Source organism: Streptomyces sp. MMS24-W38 (assembly GCF_059889265.1).
Map to the genome: position 1 here is coordinate 6,764,239 of NZ_JCBCPP010000001.1, position 17,417 is coordinate 6,781,655.

The window sequence follows — 17,417 nt, forward strand, 5'->3', positions numbered from 1 at the left end:
CGCCCCTCAGCGGGGGCGGCGGCGGGGACGCGTGCGACGCCCGGCCGCCGCCGGTCGCCGCACGCGCGAGTAGGCTCGCCCCATGCGGATCTCCGTCTCCTCCGACATGGACGAACCCGTCGCCCGGGCCCTGCTCGCCGAACTGCGCGAGCGCGGCCACGAGGTGCGCGTACACGGCGCCCTGAGCCCCGGGGGCGACTCGCGGTGGGCGTTCTGCTCCGAGGCGGCCGCCCGCGACGTCGCCGAGGGGACCGTCGACCAGGCGGTGGTGTGCTGCTGGACCGGCACGGGTGCCTCGATCGCGGCCAACAAGGTGCCGGGCGTACGGGCAGCCCTGTGCACGGACGCCTACACGGCGGACGGCGCGCGCCGCTGGAACGACGCGAACGTGCTGGCGCTCGGCCTGCGGCTGACGTCCGAGCCGCTGCTGAAGGAGATCCTCGACGCCTGGTTCGCCGGGGCGGCCGGACAGGACGCGGACGACCGGCAGAACGTGGACCGGGTGGACCGGCTCGACGACGCCCGGCCCACCGGCTGAGCCGTACCGCTGTCCCGCGGCGGATCACAGCCGGACGACGACCAGCGCGGTGTCGTCGGTGGCGCCGCCGGGCGGCAGCAACTCCCGCAGCACGATGTCGGCCAGCGACTCCGGATCCCGTGACCGGTGGCGGCGCAGCGACTCGGCGAGCCGGAGCAGCCCGGTGTCGATGTCCTCCCGGCGGCGTTCGACCAGACCGTCGGTGTAGAGCACGAGAGTCGCCCCGGGCGTGAACGTGGTCGTCGCCTCCGGTCTGCGGACCGGTTCGGGACGGGCGTCGAGCGGGGGGTCGGTGGCCCGGTCGAGGAACTCCACCCGCCCGTCCGGGTGGGCCAGCACCGGCGGGGGATGACCGGCGCTGCTGTAGTCGATGGTGTGCCGGTCGAAGTCGACGAAGGTGGTGACCACGGTCGCCGACTCGGCGCCGTCGACCACGTGGGCGTAGCGCGCCACGACGTCCAGCGCCTCGGCGGGCCCCGCCGCGACCCGGGAGGCGGCGGTGAGCGCGCTGCGCAGCTGGCCCATGACGCCGGCCGCCTCCAGTCCGTGCCCGACCACGTCGCCCACGGACACGCCGATACGGTGGCCGCGCACCAGGTCGACCAGGTCGTACCAGTCCCCGCAGACGTTGAGCGCGCCCACCGCCGGCCGGTAGCGCACGGCGGCCAGGTGACCCACCTGCCGCGGTGCGGGCAGCATGGACCTCTGCAGCGCCAGTGCCACCTGCCGCTCCCGGGCGTGCGCCTGGCGCAGGCGGTTGTTGAGCTCCTGCAGCTCGCGGGCGCGCGTGTACAGTTCGGCCTCCAGGACCCGGCTCTGGTCGACACCCGCGCGGTGGCGGGCCCGCATCAGCTCGGTGACCTCCTCGACCCGGTGCACGATCAGGACCACGGAGCCGTCGCCGCCCAGCACCGGCGTGTTCACCGGGCTCCAGTAGCGCGCCTCCCACTCGCCGGGCCGCTCCGGGCTCTCGACGTCGTAGCGCTGCAGGGCCATGGTGTCGCGCTCGCCGGTGGCCACGACCCGCAGCAGGGAGGCGTGCAGGTTGTGCGCGCCCGAGGAGTCCGGGTCGTTCGGGTTGTCCGGGAAGACGTCGAACAGGTAGCGGCCCAGCAGTTCCTCCCGGGACTTCCCGGTCCCGTGGACGAACGCCTCGTTCACATCCGCGTACACCAGATCGGGGGTGAGGAGCGCCACCATGCCGGGCAGGGCCTGGTACACCGCCGCGTAGTCGATCGCCGTCTGTGTCATGGCCACCGCCTCCTGACGGGAGCGTCATTCCAGGGGGAAGGCCGTCTCGAGGGGAAGATCCCCCGGTCCGCTCAGCGACTGCTCGGCCCAGATGACCTTCCCGTCGGGAACGAAACGGGTGCCCCACCGCTGAGCGAGCTGCGAGACCAGCAGCAGCCCGCGTCCGCCCTCGTCCATGGCGCGGGGATGGCGCAGGTGCGGTGTGGTGGCGCCGCCGTCGAACACCTCGCAGACCAGCGCGCGCTCCCGGATCAGCCGCAGGCGGACGGGGCCGGCGGCGTGCCGGATGGCGTTGGTGACCAGTTCGCTGACGATCAGTTCCGTGCTGAAGACCAGCTCGTCCAGACCCCAGTGGGTCAGCTGCCGGGTGGCCGTCCTGCGGGCCTCGGCCACCACGGCCGGATCCGGCGGCAGGTCCCAGGCCGCCACCTGGTCGGAGTCCAGGAGCCGGGTACGGGCCATCAGCAGTGCCACGTCGTCGTACGGACGGATCGGCACCAGGGCGTCCACCACGGCCCGGCACCGTGTTTCCAGTGAGGGCGCGGCCCTCTGCAGTACCCGGCGCAACCGATCCTGGCCGCCCGCGGTCGAACCGGTCTTCGTGTCGGTCAGCAGACCGTCGGTGTACAGGGCGAGCGTGCTGCTCTCGGCCAGGGACAGCTCCATCGCCTCGAACGGCGGGCCACCCACGCCGAGCAGGGGCCCCGGCAGCAGATCGACGAAGCCGACCGTGCCGTCGGGTGCCACCAGGGCGGGTACGGGATGGCCCGCGGCGGCCATCGCGCACCGGCCGTCGACCGGGTCGTAGACGACGTACAGGCAGCCGGAGCCCACGGCCTGGCCGGAGGTCCCCTCCGGCTCGTCCGGCTCGGCGCCCTCCTCCCGCGCCGAGCCGGACACCAGGTCGTCGAGATGTGCGAGCACCTCCTCGGGCGGCAGATCCTGTGCGGCCAGGGTCCGTACGGCGGTACGCAGTAGGCCCATCGCCGCGGCGGCGGCGATGCCGTGGCCGGGGACCTCTCCGACGACGAGGGCGACGCGGGCACCCGACAACGGGATCAGGTCGTACCAGTCGCCGCCCAGGCCGGTCAGCTCGTCGGCCGGGCGGTAACAGGCCGACACCTCGACGGCGTCCAGCTCCGGGAGCCGGCGGGGCAGCAGGCTGCGCTGCAGTACGAGCGTCGCGTCGCGCTCCCTGGCGTAGCGCCGGGCGTTGTCCACACAGACGGCGGCGCGGGAGACGAGGTCCTCGGCCAGGGTCAGGTCGTCCTCGCTGAAGGGGTCCGGGCGGCGCCGGAAGAAGCCGGTGACACCCAGGGTGATGCCCCGGGCGCGGATCGGCACGACCATCGCACTCTGCAGACCGAGCTCGAGGAAGGTGGCCCTCCGGCCGTCCGGTGTGCCGTCGATCCACTCCGTGGCGAGCGGGTCGAGCTGCTCCTGGCGCCAGGACCGGCCCGTGGTCAGGCAGCGGACCGGCGGTGAACCGGCCAGGAAGTTCGTCACCGCGCCCGTCTCCAGGATTTTCCGCGGCAGGTCCTCGTACAGCGACCGGTGGCCCGCGCGGCGCAGCTGCACCCGGTCCGTCTCCGCGAGCGGTCCGGGCGGCAGCTCGGCACCCCGCACCACCGTCTCCAGCAGGTCCACGGCCACGAAGTCCGCGAGCTCCGGGACGGCGACGTCCGCCAGCTCCTGGGCGGTGCGCATGACGTCCAGTGTGCGGCCGATGCGCTCGCCGGCCCGGTCGAGCAGGGCGAGCCGCTGACGGGCGCGGTGCCGCTCGGTGATGTCCACGACGCTGTAGTAGACGCCCATCGGGCGGCCCCGGTCGTCGTCGAGCCGGGTGAACGACAGCATGTGCGCAGTCTCGCGCAGCGGCGCCGAACGGACCTGGCCGACGTACTCGTGGCCGACCACCGGCTCGCCGGTCTCCAGCACGTGGCGCATCTGAGCCTCGACGGACTCGGCGTCCAGTCCGGGCTGGACGTCGGCGAACCGCAGGCCCAGCCGCCGCTGGGCCGGGCCGCCGCCGAACTGCTCCAGGGCGGTGTTCGACCACACGTACCGCAGGTCCGTGTCCACGATCGCGAGCCCGATCGACGATCCGGAGACCATCTGATCGAGCACCTCGCGGCTCATGTCCCAGCCGGCGGAGCGGCTCATGCGTCGGCCGAAGGAACCGGTCAGCTCCGACAGCAGCACCAGCAGGGACGAGCGGCCCCGCGGCTCCATGGTCCGCATGATCCGGACCATGACGGGGACCGGCCGTCCGTCCCGGTGCCGGGCCGTCATCGGGCCCGCCCAGCCATCGTCCGCCCGGCACTGCCCGAGCAGGTCCGGCACCCGCTCGGCGTCCTCGGCGGTGAGCAGCTCGGCCAGCTTCCTGCCCACGGCCTCGGCCGCCGGATACCCCAGCAGCCGCTCGGCCGGACCGGTCCAGTTCGTCACGACGCCCTGCGGATCGAGCAGCAGGGGAACGGCGTCGGCGACGTCGAACCCCTGTCGGGCAACGTCCGGTCCCTCGTGTCCGTCCTCGTGTCCGCCCACGGCCGACCTCTCTGTCGCTGAGAGTGGTCTACCCCCTCTTGTTCCCATCTTCATCCCCATCTTCACCCGGGAACCGGGCAGGGGGCTTCCCGGCGCCGGCCGGAAACGCCCGTTCCCACCCTCCGGACCGCGGTCAGGCGGGTCAGGCGGGTGGGAACGGGACGGTGGCCGGGGTCCGGGCGGGTCAGCCGCCCTGGCCCAGTACCTTCCCCAGCGTCTCCAGGGCCTCTTGGAGTTCCTCGCCCCCGATGGTGAGCGGCGGGGCCAGCCGGATGGTGGACCCGTGGGTGTCCTTGACCAGGATCCCCTCCCGCATCAGACGCTCGCTCACCTCCCGGCCGGTGCCCAGCACGGGGTCGACGTCGACGCCCGCCCACAGTCCGCGCGAGCGGAAGCCGACGACGCCCTTGCCGACCAGAGCTTCCAGTCCGCCGCGCAGCACCACGCCCAGGTCCGCCGCCCGGCGCTGGAACTCGCCCGTCTCCAGCAACTCCACCACCGCCGTACCGACGGCGGCGGCCAGCGGGTTGCCGCCGAAGGTCGACCCGTGCTCCCCGGGGTGCAGCACCCCGAGCACCTCGCGCCGGGCCACCACCGCCGACACCGGGACGATGCCGCCGCCCAGGGCCTTGCCGAGCAGGACCATGTCCGGGACGACCGACTCGTGTTCCACGGCCAGCGTGCGGCCCGTGCGCCCCAGCCCCGACTGGATCTCGTCCGCGACGAACAGGCACCCCGAGCGGCGCGTCAGCTCCCGCACGCCCGCCAGATAGCCGTCGTCGGGGATGTTCACCCCCGCCTCGCCCTGGATCGGCTCGATCAGCACCGCGGCCGTCGTCTCGTCGACCGCCGCCTCCAGCGCCGCGAGGTCGTTGTACGGCACGACCCGGAAGCCGGGTGTGAAGGGCCCGAAACCGGCGCGTGCGGTCTCGTCCGTGGAGAAACTGACGATGGTCGTCGTCCGGCCGTGGAAGTTGTCCGCCGCGACCACGATCGTCGCCCGGTCGGCCGGGACGCCCTTCACGTCGTAGGCCCACTTGCGGGCCACCTTCACCGCGCTCTCGACCGCCTCCGCGCCGGTGTTCATGGGCAGCACCATGTCCAGCCCGGTCAGCGCCGCCAGCCGCTCCGCGAACTCGGCGAGCCGGTCGTTGTGGAAGGCACGCGAGGTGAGCGTGAGCCGGTCCAGCTGACGGTGTGCCGCCTCGGTCAGCGCGGGATGCCGGTGGCCGAAGTTGAGCGCCGAGTAGCCGGCCAGCATGTCGAGGTAGCGGCGGCCCTCCACGTCCTCCACCCACGCGCCCTCCGCACGGGCGACGACCACGGGCAGCGGGTGGTAGTTGTGCGCGAGGACCGGTTCCTCCGCACCGATCAGCTCGGCGGACGAACGGGTACGGACGGCAGTGGTCATGAGCGGATCTCCTGAGTGCAGCACTTGATCCCGCCGCCCGCCTTGTGGAACTCGGACAGGTCGACGGGGACGGGGACGTAGCCGCGGTCGGTGAGCCGGGCGGCGAGGCCTGTCGCCTCGGGGGAGATGAACACGTGGCGCCCGTCGGAGACGGAGTTCAGGCCGAACGCCATCGCGTCCTCGCGGGTCGCGGTCACCGCGTCCGGATACAGCCGGGCCAGCACCTCGCGGCTCCCCGGCGAGAACGCCTCCGGGTAGTACGCGATGTTCTCCTCGTCCAGTGTGAACAGGGCCGTGTCCAGATGGTAGAAGTACGGATCCACCAGCGTCAGGCTGATCACGGGCACGCCGAAGAACTCCTGTGCCTCCCGATGCGCCTCACGGGTGGTGCGGAACCCGGTGCCGGCGAGGATCCAGCGCCCGGCGGGGACCAGGTCGCCCTCGCCCTCGCACACCGACTCGGGACGGTGGACGTCGAAGCCCTCCGCCTTGAACCAGCTCTCGTACGGCACGGACTCGGGGCGCCGTTCGGGCGCCAGGAACAGGGAGCCGAGGACGCGGCCCTCGACGACGACCGCCGCGTTCGCGGCGAACACCATGTCGGGCAGACCGGGCACGGACCGCACGGTCTCCACGGTGTGACCGTGCGCGCGGTAGACGTCGACCAGCGTCCGCCACTGCCGCTGGGCCAGGGGGACGTCGACGGGACGGTCGGGACGCATCCAGGGGTTGATCGCGTACCGCACGGCGAAGTGCCCGGGGTCGCAGACGAGATAGCGCCGTGGGGACGGCACAGGGGGACCGGTCACAGAGGGGTGCCTCCGCTTCCACGCGGTGTCATCAGGGGTGAGTCCACGGTAGAAAGCGACCGGGGCGGGCGACAAGGAACGAGAGTTGCGTGTTCACGCAGGAATACTGCGTGTTCCCACTGCTCGGCGCACGTCCGCTGCGTCCTACCCCGGGTCCTGGGGAGCCGGCTGGCTCGCCCCCGCCTCCGGACTCTCCGGGATCAGATGGGACAGCACCATCACGCTGATCGTCTTCCGGATGAACGGCTCCGCGCGGATCCGCTCCAGTACTTCCTCGAAGTGGTCCACATCCCGCGCCCGCAGATGCAGCAGGGCGTCCGCACCACCGGTCACCGTCATCGCCGCGGCGATCTCCGGGTGGTTGCGCACCACCTCCGCCAGCCGCCGGGGCGGCGCCGCCCCCTCGCAGTACACCTCGACGTACGCCTCCGTGCGCCACCCCAGCGCCGACGGTTGCACCGTGGCCGTGAACCCGGTGATCACCCCCGTCTCGCGGAGCCGGTCCACCCGGCGCTTGACCGCCGTGGACGACAGCCCGACGACCACGCCGATCTCGGCGAAGGACGACCGGGCGTTCGCCATCAGAGCGGTGACGATCTTTCGGTCCAGCTCGTCGAACGGTGCGGGCCTGCTGTTCATACCGGCACCGTAACGGCAGAACCGGGGCACCATGGAGAAAAACCGAACACCAGGACCATGAGGAGGGTGTCGCGATGCCCGGTTCCCGCAACGGTTCGAGCTCGACGAAGACCATGGGAGTGCTCACCGTCGGCGGCCTCGTCGCCGTGACGGCCTACACGGTGGCGCTCGGCAGCAACGGATGGCTGTGGTTCGGCTGGGTCGTCCTGGGGCTGATCACCCTCGCAATGGTCGCCACGCGCAGCGACTGAGCCGCCCGTGGCGTTCGGCGCTCACTTCGGCGTGAGCCGCCCCGCCAGGTGCACGCCCGGCTGGTACTTCGGCAGCCGGACGGTGACCCGCATGCCCGCGCCCACCGCGGTCTCGATGACGAGGCCGTGGTCGTCGCCGTAGACCTGGCGGAGCCGGTCGTCGACGTTGGACAGACCGATGCCGCCCGTGTGGTCGACCTCGCGGGAGAGAACGCGCCGCAGCAGGCCGGGGTCCATTCCGGCGCCGTCGTCCTCGATCACCACGAGGGCTTCGGCGCCGGCGTCCTGTGCGGTGATCTGGATGTGGCACTTGTCGGTCTTGCCCTCGAGGCCGTGTTTGACGGCGTTCTCGACGAGCGGTTGCAGGCAGAGGAAGGGCAGCGCGACCGGCAGCACCTCGGGGGCGATCTGCAGGGTGACGGAGAGACGGTCGCCGAAGCGGGCGCGGACCAGCGCCAGATAGTGGTCGATGGCGTGGAGTTCGTCGGCGAGGGTGGTGAAGTCGCCGTGCCGGCGGAACGAGTAACGGGTGAAGTCGGCGAACTCCAGGAGCAGTTCGCGGGCGCGCTCGGGGTCGGTGCGTACGAACGAGGCGATCACGGCGAGCGAGTTGAAGATGAAGTGCGGGGAGATCTGGGCCCGCAGTGCCCTGAGTTCGGCCTCGATGAGGCGGGTGCGGGACTGGTCGAGGTCGGCCAGTTCGAGCTGGACGGAGACCCAGCGGGCCACCTCCCCGGCCGCCCGGGCCAGGACCGCGGACTCGCGGGGCGCGCAGGCGACGAGCGCGCCGTGCACCCGGTCGTCGACGGTGAGCGGGGCGACGACGGCCCACCGCACCGCGCAGTCGGGGGTGTCGCAGCTGAGTGGGAACGCCTCACCGCGGCCGGAATCGAGGGGTCCGGCCAGTCGTTCCATGATCTCGGTACGGTGATGGGCGCCGGCGCCGTCCCAGACGAGGACCTGCTCGCGGTCCGTGAGGCACAGGGCGTCGGTGCCGAGCAGGGAGCGCAGCTTGCGGGCGGATCTGCCGGCGGTCTCCTCGGTCAGGCCCGCCCGGAGCGGGGGCGTGGCCAGGGAGGCGGTGTGCAGGGTCTCGAAGGTGGCGTGCTCGACGGGCGTGCCGAGTCCGGCGAGACTGGCGGGCCGGGCGGTGCGTCGGCCGAGCCAGAAGCCCGCGGCCAGCAGGGGCAGCACGGCGACGCACAGGCCCGCCAGGAATCCGCTCACTTGGACACCTCCGTCCGCAGTTCCTCCGGCAGGTGGAACCGGGCGAGCACCGCCGCCGTGCCGGGCGGCACCCGGCCGGGGGTGGCCAGGGAGACCAGGACCATGGTGAGGAAGCCCAGCGGCACCGACCACAGGGCGGGCCAGGCGAGCAGCGCGTGCAGTGCGCCCCGGCCCGGGAAGCCGGCCATGGTCGCGGCGACGGCGACGAAGGCGGAGCCGCCCCCGACCAGCATGCCGGCCGCCGCCCCGGGCGGGGTGAGCCGGCGCCACCAGATACCGAGGACGAGCAGCGGGCAGAACGAGGACGCCGACACGGCGAAGGCGAGCCCGACCGCGTCGGCCACCGGCAGCCCGCCGACCAGGATGCTCGCCCCGAGCGGGACGGCCATGGCGAGCAGCGTGCCGAGCCGGAAGTGCCGTACGCCGCGTGAGGGCAGGACGTCCTGGGTGATCACGCCGGCCACGGCCATGGTCAGCCCGGACGCCGTGGACAGGAACGCGGCGAAGGCACCTCCGGCGACCAGCGCGCCGAGCAGGTCGCCACCCGCTCCTCCGATCATGCGGCCGGGCAGCAGAAGCACGGCGGCGTCCGCGCTGCCGGTGAGGGTGAGGTCGGGGGCGTACAGCCGGCCGAGGGCTCCGTAGACCGGGGGCAGCAGATAGAAGGCGCCGATCAGGCCGAGGACGGCGACGGTGGTGCGGCGGGCGGCGACGCCGTGCGGGCTGGTGTAGTAGCGGACCACCACGTGCGGCAGGCCCATGGTGCCGAGGAAGGTGGCGAGGATCAGCCCGTACGTGGCGTACAGCGGGCGTTCCTCGCGGGACTCGGCCCGCGAGGGCGACAGGGCGTCGTCGGCACCCCGCCCGGCGGCCGGGACCTCGGCTCCCTCGGCGAAGGTCAGCCGGGTGCCGCCGTCGATGCGGTGGGTGCCGGCGGGCAGGCGGAGTTCGGTGCCGGTGTGTTCGCGGCCGTCGACGGTGCCGTCCACGGTCACGGTCAGCGGCTCGGCGAGCCGCAGGTCGAGGGTGTCGTCGATGCGGACGACACGCTGTTCGCGGAAGGCGGCGGGTTCGTCGAAGGCGTGGCTGGGCGCCCCGTCGCTCTGCCAGGCGAGGACCAGGAACAGTGCGGGCACGAACAGGGCGGTGAGCTTGAGCCAGTACTGGAAGGCCTGTACGAAGGTGATGCTGCGCATGCCGCCGGCTGCGACGATGACGGTGACCACGACGGCGACGATCACCCCGCCGAGCCAGCCGGGGGCGCCGGTGAGCACGGTCAGGGTGAGTCCCGCGCCCTGGAGCTGGGGCAGCAGGTACAGCCAGCCGACGCCGACGACGAAGGCGCCCGCGAGCCGTCGCACCGCCTGCGAGGCGAGGCGGGCCTCGGCGAAGTCGGGCAGCGTGTAGGCGCCGGAGCGGCGCAGCGGGGCGGCGACGAACAGCAGCAGGACCAGGTAGCCGGCGGTGTAGCCGACCGGGTACCAGAGCATGTCCGGGCCCTGGACCAGGACGAGGCCCGCGATGCCCAGGAAGGAGGCGGCGGAGAGGTACTCGCCGCTGATGGCGGCGGCGTTCAGACGGGGGCCCACGGTGCGGGAGGCGACGTAGAAGTCGGAGGTGGTGCGGGAGATGCGCAGGCCGAAGGCGCCGACGAGGACGGTCGCCAGGACGACGAGCGCGACGGCGGGGACGGCGTAACTGGAGTTCACGGTGCCGGCGTTCCGTTCCCCGCCCTCAGCGGTCCTCGACGAGCCGCACGAAGTCGCGTTCGTTGCGTTCGGCGCGGCGCACGTACCAGCGGGCGAGCAGGACAAGCGGGGGGTACAGCCCGAAGCCGAGGACCGCCCACTCCAGCCGTCGGGCGTCCGGGGCCGCGGCGAAGACCAGCGGGAGCGGGCCGATGAGCAGCATGAGGATCGCGAACACGATGAGACCGGTGCGCAGTTGGATGCGCATCAGGGAGCGGACGTAGGTGTGGCCGAGGGTGGTCTGCTCGTCGATCTCGGTCCGCGGGCGGTAGTAGCCGAAGGCGCGGCGGGCGCGGCGGGGCGGGCCGGTGACGACCACGCGGCGTTCGGTCGGGTCCTGGGGCACGCCGTCCCCCTAGCCCGTGGTCCGGCGCATCAGCAGGTCCCGCAGTTCACGGGTGTGCCGTCGGCTGACCTGGAGTTCCTCCGAGCCGATCAGGACGCTCGCGGTACCCGCGTCGAGCCGGAGTTCCCCGATGTGGCGCAGGGCGACCAGGTGGCGGCGGTGGATACGGACGAAGCCGCGCGAGCGCCAGCGTTCCTCCAGGGTGGACAGCGGTATCCGTACGAGGTGGCTGCCGCGGTCGGTGTGCAGCCGGGCGTAGTCGCCCTGGGCCTCCACATGCGTGATGTCCTCGACGGCGACGAAGCGGGTCACACCGCCGAGCTCGACGGCTATCTGGTCCGGATCGGGCTCGTGTACGGGGATGCGCGGGGTACTGCCGTGCTGTGCGGCGGCGCGCGGTTCGGCGACGCGGCGGACCGCTTCGGCCAGCCGCTCCTTGCGGACGGGCTTGAGGACGTAGTCGACGGCCTTGAGGTCGAACGCCTGCACGGCGAAGTCCTCGTGGGCGGTGACGAACACGACGAGCGGCGGCCGGGCGAACCCGCCGAGCAGCCGGGCGAGGTCGAGTCCGTCGAGGCCGGGCATCTGGATGTCGAGGAAGACGACGTCGATGGCTTCGGGACCGTCGGGTCCGGACTCCAGGGCGCGGTTGATGCGGCGCAGCGCCTCGGTCGCGTCACCGGCGCCCTCGGCACTGCCGATGCGGGGGTCCGCGTTCAGCAGGTAGAGCAGTTCCTCCAGTGAGGGGCGTTCGTCGTCGACGGCCAGAGCGCGCAGCATGAAGGTGGAGTCTAGGCGGGAATCCCACGTCTGGACATGTGCCGGACGTGGGCGTTCCCGCAAGATCCGGTGGTGGGGAAGCGGGGGCCGGGGGACTCAGTTCCCGCGTGCGTGCAGGGAGGCCAGATAGGCGTTGTACGCCTGGAGTTCCTTGTCGCCGTCACGGTCCGCGGCACGGTCGGTGCGCTTGGCCTGCCGCTTCTCCGAGGCGTACCACTGGAAGAGCAGCGCGATCAGCACCAGCACGGACGGGACCTCGCTGAACGCCCAGGCGATACCGCCGGCCGCGTTCTGGTCGGAGAGCGTGTCGATGCCGAGCGAGGCCGGCGGGTTCTGGAACGTGGTGACCATCGGCGTGGACGCCATCATCAGTGCGATGCCGAAGAACGCGTGGAACGGCATGCCCGCGAACAGCTCCAGCATCCGCATGAGGTAGCCCGGCCGGTGCGGACCCGGGTCCACGCCCATGATCGGCCAGAAGAAGACCAGACCGACGGCGAGGAAGTGCACCATCATCGCGATGTGCCCCACCTGGGAGCTCATCAGGATGTCGAACAGCGGGGTGAAGTACAGCCCGTACAGGCTCGCGATGAACATCGGGATGGTGAACACCGGGTGGGTGACGACGCGCATGTAGCGGCTGTGCAGCAGCATCAGCAGCAGCTCGCGCGGCCCCTTGCGCCCGCGCCCCGCCGGCGGCAGGGCGCGCAGCGCCAGGGTGATCGGGGCGCCGAGCAGGATCAGGATGGGCGACACCATGCTGATCATCATGTGCTGCACCATGTGCACGCTGAAGATGACCATGCCGTAGTCGTTCAGCTTGGTGCACATCATGAGCATGATGCTCAGCACGCCGATGACGAACGAGACGGTCCGCCCCACCGGCCACTTGTCGCCGCGCCGCGTCAGGCGCACCACCGCCCAGCCGTACAGCGCCAGCCCCAGTAGGCAGGTGACGAGGAAGAACGGGTCCGCCGACCAGCCGAGTCCTCGCCCCAGCGTGAACGGCGGCAGATCCATGGTCATGCCGTGCCCGCTGTGATCCATCCGCCGGCTCCTGATTCGTGGTGGTTGTGCGCTGTCTGTCCGCACCAGACTAGAACCGCCCCCCGCCGCGACTGCGACCGGGGGCGGTTCTGCTCACAGGTGTTGCGAGAGTCACGGGCCCGGGACGGCACGGACACCGCGGGACGTCGCCGGTGCTACAGGACGAACTCCGCCTCCGCGTAGCGGTCCTCGGGCACCGTCTTCAACGTCTCGACGGCCTCCGCCAGCGACACCGTCACGATGTCCGTTCCGCGCAGCGCCGTCATCATCCCGAACTCCCCGCGGTGCACGGCCTCCACGGCGTGCCAGCCGAAGCGGGTGGCCAGCACCCTGTCGTACGCCGTCGGTGTCCCGCCGCGCTGGGTGTGCCCGAGGATCACCGGACGCGCCTCCTTGCCGAGCCGCGACTCCAGTTCCACGGAGAGCTGCCGCGCGATCCCGGCGAACCGCTCATGGCCGTAGGCGTCCTTGCCGCCCTCGTCGAAGTCCATGGTCCCGGCCTTCGGCTTGGCACCCTCCGCGGCGACCACGATGGCGAACCGCTTGCCCGCCGAGAACCGCGCGCCGACCGTCGCGGTCAGCTCCTCGATGTCGAAGGGCCGCTCGGGCACCACGATCGCGTGGGCGCCGGCCGCCATGCCGGAGTGCAGGGCGATCCAGCCGGTGTGCCGGCCCATGACCTCCACGATGAGCACCCGCTGGTGGGACTCGGCGGTCGTCTTCAGCCGGTCCAGCGCCTCGGTCGCCACCCCGACGGCCGTGTCGAAGCCGAAGGTGACGTCCGTGACGGCGATGTCGTTGTCGATGGTCTTCGGGACGCCCACTATCGGCAGGCCGTGGTCCGACAGCAGCCGGGCCGCCTTCAGCGTGCCCTCACCGCCGATCGGGATGATCGCGTCGAGGCCGAGTTCCTGGACATGGCCCCTGGCCCGCTCCACACCGTCCCGCAGATGCTCGGGACGCACCCGGGAGGAGCCGAGGATGGTGCCGCCGCGGGCGAGGATGCCGCCCACCGCGTCCAGGTCGAGCTTGAGGTAGTCGCACTCCAGGAGGCCCTTCCAGCCGTCCCGGAAGCCGATGACCTCGTCGCCGTGGTCGACGACCGCGCGGTGCACTACGGACCGGATGACGGCGTTCAGACCGGGGCAGTCTCCGCCGGACGTGAGGACACCAATACGCATAGCCCGAAACAACCTTCTCGCCGTGGGCCGGGACCGGACCGCGTCGTCCGGCTCGATCCCCGCCACCCTAGCGGCATCCGGGGGTGGGCCCGCAGCGCGCGTCCGCCTACTGGACGAGCCCGCTCACCTGTGCGGACCAGCCGTCAGACGGGCCGGTGACGCCCCTGTGGACACCAGGCCCGCGCCCCGGTGTCCACGGGCTCGCGGACACCGGGACGCCGACCGGGGCGGACGTCGTGGCGCGGGTCCTACGCGGGCTGCTGCGAGGCCGAGATGCGTTCGTTGCGCAGCGCCTCGTACCAGTGGTCGTCGGTCGGCGGCAGCGCGTTGACGTCGAGCGCCAGCTTCAGCAGCAGGTCCGCGATCTGCGGGTTGCGGGCCAGCACCGGACCGTGCATGTACGTGCCGAACACGGTGTCGTTGTAGGCGCCCTCGGTACCGTCCCCCGTGCCGTTGCCGTTGCCGAAGCGCACCCGGGCGAGCGGGCGGGCCGTCGGGCCGAGGTGGGTGACGCCCTGGTGGTTCTCGAAGCCGGTCAGCGGCGGCAGCCCGAGCGGCGCGTCGATGTCCCCCAGCACGTCGCCGACGCACCGGGCGCCCTCGCCGCGCACCGAGACGACGTCGAGCAGGCCGAGGCCGGGCTCCCGCTGGCCGAGGTCGTTGATGAACTCGTGGCCGAGGATCTGGTAGCCGGCGCACACCGAGAACACGATCGCGCCGTTCTCCACCGCCCGGTGCAGTCCGCCGTCCCGGCGCAGCCGCTCGGCCGCGAGCCGCTGCGGACGGTCCTCACCGCCGCCGATCAGATAGATGTCGCCGGAGGTCGGGATCGGCTGGTCGCTGCGTACGTCGAGCCGGGCCACGTCGAGGCCGCGCTGCCGGGCCCGGCGCTCCACGACGAGCACGTTGCCCTGGTCGCCGTAGGTGCTGAGCAGGTCGGGGTAGATCCACACGATCCGCAGACCGTTGTCGCTCATGAAGTCACTGTCCTTGTGAGTACGTCGCGATACGTCGCCCGCGTCAGTTGCCGACGCGGCGGCGCAGGTCCTGGAACGCGGTGTAGTTGGCGATGACCTCGATCCGGCCCGGAGGGCACTGCTGCAGGGCCTGGTCGAGGTCGTCGCAGACCTGGAACTGCTGGTTCGCGACCTCGAGCCGCACCGCGAGGTCCAGCTTCCGGTCGCCGAGGACGACGATCGGGTGACCGGTCAGCCGGGTGTAGTCGACGTCCCACAGCCAGGAGGTGTCGGTGCCGTCGGCGGAGCGGGCGTTCACCGAGAGGATCACCGGGGCGGGCGGCGGGTCGATGAGGGAGAACGTCTCCAGCCAGCCCGCGGGGTTCTTGGCGAGCAGCAGCCGCAGGTCACGGCCCTGGTACTGGACGACGTCGTAGCGGCCGGCCACGGCCTGCACCTGGTACATGCGCTCCAGGGCGACCTGCGGCGGCACCCCGAACACGGCGGCGACGGCCGCGGAGCTCGCGGCGTTGGCCTTGTTGGCGCGGCCCGGCAGCTGGAGGTGGATCGGCCAGGCGGAACCGTGCGGGTCGAGGACGTGGTCGCCGGAGAGCGCCCAGGACGGGGTGGGCCGGCGGAAGCCGCACTCGCCGCAGAACCAGTCGTCGCCGGGGCGCTGCATCACACCGCCGCAGGACGGGCACGACCAGGCGTCGTCCTTCCACATCTGGCCCGCGGCGACCCAGATCACATTGGGGGAGGAGGAGGCGGCCCACACCACCAGCGGGTCGTCGCAGTTGGCGACGAGGACAGCCTTGGAGCCGGCCAGGCCCTCGCGCCAGTTCTCCGCGAGCATACGGGTCTCGCCGGCCCGGTCGAGCTGGTCGCGGGAGAGGTTGAGCAGGGCGATGCACTTGGGGTCGGTGTCCCGGGCGACACCGGCGAGGTACTTCTCGTCCACCTCGATGACACCGAACTTCGACTCCGAGCCGCCCGCGAGTGCCGAGGTGATGCCGGCGGGCATGTTGGCGCCGAGGGCGTTGGACACGACCGGTCCCGCGGCGCGCAGGGCCTCCGCGATGAGCCGGGTGGTGGTGGTCTTGCCGTTGGTCGCGGAGACCAGGACGCAGTCCAGGTTCTGCGCGAGCCGGGCGAGGAGATCGGGGTCGAGTTTGAGCGCCACCCGGCCGCCGATCACCGAACCGCTGCCGCGTCCCGCGGCGCGTGACGCCGCTGCGACCGCCTTGCCCGCTGTCACGGCCAGCTTGGCCCGCGGCGTGAGCGGGTCCGAGTTGCCTGCCATCAAGTCTCGATCCTCCTTGCGTACGCGCCGCGCCTGTGGCTGGCGGCCACGTGGTGTGGGCCTCAGCCTATCGAGGTCCATTCGCACTCCAGAACCATGGCACCACCGATGAGACGGGCGTTGTTGAGAGGACCGTACTCTGAGCGCCATGCGAAACGGTTCCATCCCGGGCGTCCACGGACGTGTACGGCCCCTCACCCTGCTCGGCGACCCGGTGCTGCACGCACCCTGCGCGGAGGTCACCGACTTCGGTCCGGAACTGGCCCGCCTCGTGGAGGACTTGTTCGCGACGATGTACGCCGCGCAGGGGGTGGGCCTGGCCGCCAACCAGATCGGTGTGCCGCTGCGGGTGTTCGTGTACGACTGCCCGGACGACGAGGACGTCCGTCACCTGGGCCATGTGGTCAACCCGCGGCTGGTCGAGACGGACGGTGTGGTGGTGCGCGGCCCGGAGGGCTGTCTGTCCCTGCCCGGCCTGGAGGCGGGGACGGAACGTCACGACCACGCGGTCGTCGAGGGCCGCACGGTGACCGGGGAACCGGTCACCGTGCACGGCACCGGGTTCTTCGCCCGGTGCCTGCAGCACGAGTGCGACCACCTGGAGGGCCGCGTCTACGCCGACCGGCTGACGGGCTGGCGCCTGCGCAGGATCACCCGCCAGGTACGGCGGGCCTCCTGGAGCGGGCGCGGCTGAGCTCAGAAACCGGGGCCGCCGACCCGGTCGCCGGCCGCTGACAGCCGGCCCCACAGCAGATCGGCCAGGCTGCGCACCAATTCAGCCCGGGAGCAGGGGCGTTCGCCGAGCCACCAGTCGCCGGCCGCGTGCATCATGCCGACGATCCCGTGCCCCCAGACGCGGGCCAGCTGCTGGCTGCCCGGCCCGAGGTCCAGCCGCTCCTCGATGACCTGGGCCAGTTCCTCGCCCATGCGCCGCAGCAACGGCGCCGAGTGCTTGCCGACGTCGAAACCCTGGTCGCCCGGTGAGCCCTCGGCCGGGTGCATCAGGAACCGGTACACCTGAGGGCGCAGCTCGATGGCCGCGAGATAGGTGTCGAGGGTGTTCTCGACCCGCTCGCGCCGGTCCGCCGGGGCGTCCAGTGCCTCCCGCAGCGAGGCCAGGAGAGCGTCGGTGTGCCGCTGGGCCAGGGCGGCGTACAGTCCTCCCTTGTCACCGAAGTGCCGGTAGAGGATCGGCTTGGTGATGCCGGCCTCGGCGGCGATCGCGTTCATGGAGGCATGGGGGCCCTCGCGGAGCACCACCCGGTCGGCGGCCTCCAGCAGCTCGCGCCGACGGCGGTCGGCGGACCGTTGCTGATCGGTCCGCTGTGTGGTGTCCATGATCTCTCCCCACCCATGCTGATTCGGTGACGCCTGCGCAAACTA

The 17,417-nt window shown here is 72.1% G+C and carries 17 protein-coding genes; 3 read left to right on the top strand and 14 right to left on the bottom strand.

What is annotated here, in order from left to right; translation table 11 throughout:
* Positions 1-82: 82 nt before the first annotated feature.
* Positions 83-538, top strand: a complete 456-nt coding sequence (locus AC6F7H_RS29745) for an RpiB/LacA/LacB family sugar-phosphate isomerase (protein WP_500760469.1) — start codon at positions 83-85, stop codon at positions 536-538.
* A 24-nt stretch (positions 539-562) separates the two neighbouring features.
* Here the strand turns inward: AC6F7H_RS29745 and AC6F7H_RS29750 are convergent, their stop codons facing one another.
* From AC6F7H_RS29750 to AC6F7H_RS29770, 5 genes are all read right to left on the bottom strand, one after another.
* Positions 563-1,789 (bottom strand): SpoIIE family protein phosphatase, encoded by a 1,227-nt coding sequence (locus tag AC6F7H_RS29750; RefSeq protein ID WP_500760471.1) that lies wholly within the window; start codon positions 1,787-1,789, stop codon positions 563-565.
* A gap of 24 nt (positions 1,790-1,813) precedes the next feature.
* Positions 1,814-4,336 (bottom strand): SpoIIE family protein phosphatase, encoded by a 2,523-nt coding sequence (locus AC6F7H_RS29755; protein WP_500760473.1) that lies wholly within the window; start codon positions 4,334-4,336, stop codon positions 1,814-1,816.
* Between the two features lie 184 nt (positions 4,337-4,520).
* Complete coding sequence (gene rocD / locus AC6F7H_RS29760) at positions 4,521-5,747, bottom strand: ornithine--oxo-acid transaminase (RefSeq protein WP_500760476.1); 1,227 nt, start codon at positions 5,745-5,747, stop codon at positions 4,521-4,523.
* Positions 5,744-6,541 (bottom strand): dimethylargininase, encoded by a 798-nt coding sequence (gene ddaH / locus AC6F7H_RS29765; protein WP_500762131.1) that lies wholly within the window; start codon positions 6,539-6,541, stop codon positions 5,744-5,746. Before ddaH ends, rocD begins: the two co-directional genes overlap by 4 nt.
* A gap of 159 nt (positions 6,542-6,700) precedes the next feature.
* Complete coding sequence (locus AC6F7H_RS29770; protein ID WP_500760479.1) at positions 6,701-7,195, bottom strand: Lrp/AsnC family transcriptional regulator; 495 nt, start codon at positions 7,193-7,195, stop codon at positions 6,701-6,703.
* Between the two features lie 74 nt (positions 7,196-7,269).
* Between AC6F7H_RS29770 and AC6F7H_RS29775 the strand changes: the two genes are divergently transcribed.
* Positions 7,270-7,446, top strand: coding sequence for a hypothetical protein (locus AC6F7H_RS29775; RefSeq protein WP_500760482.1), 177 nt, complete (start codon positions 7,270-7,272; stop codon positions 7,444-7,446).
* 21 nt (positions 7,447-7,467) lie between these two features.
* On the opposite strand, the gene AC6F7H_RS29780 is transcribed toward AC6F7H_RS29775, so the two are convergent.
* The 8 genes from AC6F7H_RS29780 to AC6F7H_RS29815 all read right to left on the bottom strand — a co-directional run bounded on the left by AC6F7H_RS29780 (position 7,468) and on the right by AC6F7H_RS29815 (position 16,034).
* Positions 7,468-8,673 carry a sensor histidine kinase gene (locus tag AC6F7H_RS29780; RefSeq protein ID WP_500760484.1) on the bottom strand — a complete coding sequence of 402 codons (1,206 nt, stop codon included), beginning with the start codon at positions 8,671-8,673 and terminating at the stop codon, positions 7,468-7,470.
* Positions 8,670-10,382 carry a sodium/solute symporter gene (locus tag AC6F7H_RS29785; RefSeq protein WP_500760486.1) on the bottom strand — a complete coding sequence of 571 codons (1,713 nt, stop codon included), beginning with the start codon at positions 10,380-10,382 and terminating at the stop codon, positions 8,670-8,672. The genes AC6F7H_RS29780 and AC6F7H_RS29785 overlap by 4 nt, the downstream gene beginning before the upstream one ends.
* Positions 10,383-10,407: 25 nt before the next feature.
* Positions 10,408-10,767: a hypothetical protein gene (locus AC6F7H_RS29790; protein ID WP_457455373.1), complete on the bottom strand. Its 360-nt coding sequence runs from the start codon at positions 10,765-10,767 to the stop codon at positions 10,408-10,410.
* Positions 10,768-10,776: 9 nt separating this feature from the next.
* Positions 10,777-11,547, bottom strand: coding sequence for a LytR/AlgR family response regulator transcription factor (locus tag AC6F7H_RS29795; protein ID WP_500760489.1), 771 nt, complete (start codon positions 11,545-11,547; stop codon positions 10,777-10,779).
* A 96-nt stretch (positions 11,548-11,643) separates the two neighbouring features.
* Positions 11,644-12,594 (bottom strand): cytochrome c oxidase assembly protein, encoded by a 951-nt coding sequence (locus AC6F7H_RS29800; protein ID WP_500760491.1) that lies wholly within the window; start codon positions 12,592-12,594, stop codon positions 11,644-11,646.
* Positions 12,595-12,749: 155 nt separating this feature from the next.
* On the bottom strand, positions 12,750-13,775 hold the full coding sequence (locus AC6F7H_RS29805; RefSeq protein WP_109380730.1) for a 6-phosphofructokinase: 1,026 nt from the start codon (positions 13,773-13,775) through the stop codon (positions 12,750-12,752).
* Between the two features lie 248 nt (positions 13,776-14,023).
* Positions 14,024-14,752 carry a type 1 glutamine amidotransferase gene (locus AC6F7H_RS29810; protein WP_109380729.1) on the bottom strand — a complete coding sequence of 243 codons (729 nt, stop codon included), beginning with the start codon at positions 14,750-14,752 and terminating at the stop codon, positions 14,024-14,026.
* Between the two features lie 43 nt (positions 14,753-14,795).
* A complete protein-coding gene (locus AC6F7H_RS29815; protein WP_109380728.1) occupies positions 14,796-16,034 on the bottom strand; it encodes a Mur ligase family protein in 1,239 nt (412 codons plus the stop codon).
* Positions 16,035-16,182: 148 nt separating this feature from the next.
* Between AC6F7H_RS29815 and def the strand changes: the two genes are divergently transcribed.
* Positions 16,183-16,728 carry a peptide deformylase gene (def, locus tag AC6F7H_RS29820; RefSeq protein ID WP_500760495.1) on the top strand — a complete coding sequence of 182 codons (546 nt, stop codon included), beginning with the start codon at positions 16,183-16,185 and terminating at the stop codon, positions 16,726-16,728.
* 2 nt (positions 16,729-16,730) lie between these two features.
* On the opposite strand, the gene AC6F7H_RS29825 is transcribed toward def, so the two are convergent.
* Positions 16,731-17,372, bottom strand: a complete 642-nt coding sequence (locus AC6F7H_RS29825; protein WP_500760497.1) for a TetR/AcrR family transcriptional regulator — start codon at positions 17,370-17,372, stop codon at positions 16,731-16,733.
* Between the last annotated feature and the right edge of the window lie 45 nt (positions 17,373-17,417).

Coding starts and splice junctions, on each gene's coding strand:
- AC6F7H_RS29745 (WP_500760469.1), top strand. CDS start 83: ATGCGGATCTCCGTCTCCTCCGACATGGACGAACCCGTCGCCCGGGCC.
- AC6F7H_RS29750 (WP_500760471.1), bottom strand. CDS start 1,789: ATGACACAGACGGCGATCGACTACGCGGCGGTGTACCAGGCCCTGCCC.
- rocD (WP_500760476.1), bottom strand. CDS start 5,747: ATGACCACTGCCGTCCGTACCCGTTCGTCCGCCGAGCTGATCGGTGCG.
- AC6F7H_RS29770 (WP_500760479.1), bottom strand. CDS start 7,195: ATGAACAGCAGGCCCGCACCGTTCGACGAGCTGGACCGAAAGATCGTC.
- AC6F7H_RS29775 (WP_500760482.1), top strand. CDS start 7,270: ATGCCCGGTTCCCGCAACGGTTCGAGCTCGACGAAGACCATGGGAGTG.
- AC6F7H_RS29795 (WP_500760489.1), bottom strand. CDS start 11,547: ATGCTGCGCGCTCTGGCCGTCGACGACGAACGCCCCTCACTGGAGGAA.
- AC6F7H_RS29800 (WP_500760491.1), bottom strand. CDS start 12,594: ATGGATCACAGCGGGCACGGCATGACCATGGATCTGCCGCCGTTCACG.
- AC6F7H_RS29805 (WP_109380730.1), bottom strand. CDS start 13,775: ATGCGTATTGGTGTCCTCACGTCCGGCGGAGACTGCCCCGGTCTGAAC.
- AC6F7H_RS29810 (WP_109380729.1), bottom strand. CDS start 14,752: ATGAGCGACAACGGTCTGCGGATCGTGTGGATCTACCCCGACCTGCTC.
- AC6F7H_RS29815 (WP_109380728.1), bottom strand. CDS start 16,034: ATGGCAGGCAACTCGGACCCGCTCACGCCGCGGGCCAAGCTGGCCGTG.
- def (WP_500760495.1), top strand. CDS start 16,183: ATGCGAAACGGTTCCATCCCGGGCGTCCACGGACGTGTACGGCCCCTC.
- AC6F7H_RS29825 (WP_500760497.1), bottom strand. CDS start 17,372: ATGGACACCACACAGCGGACCGATCAGCAACGGTCCGCCGACCGCCGT.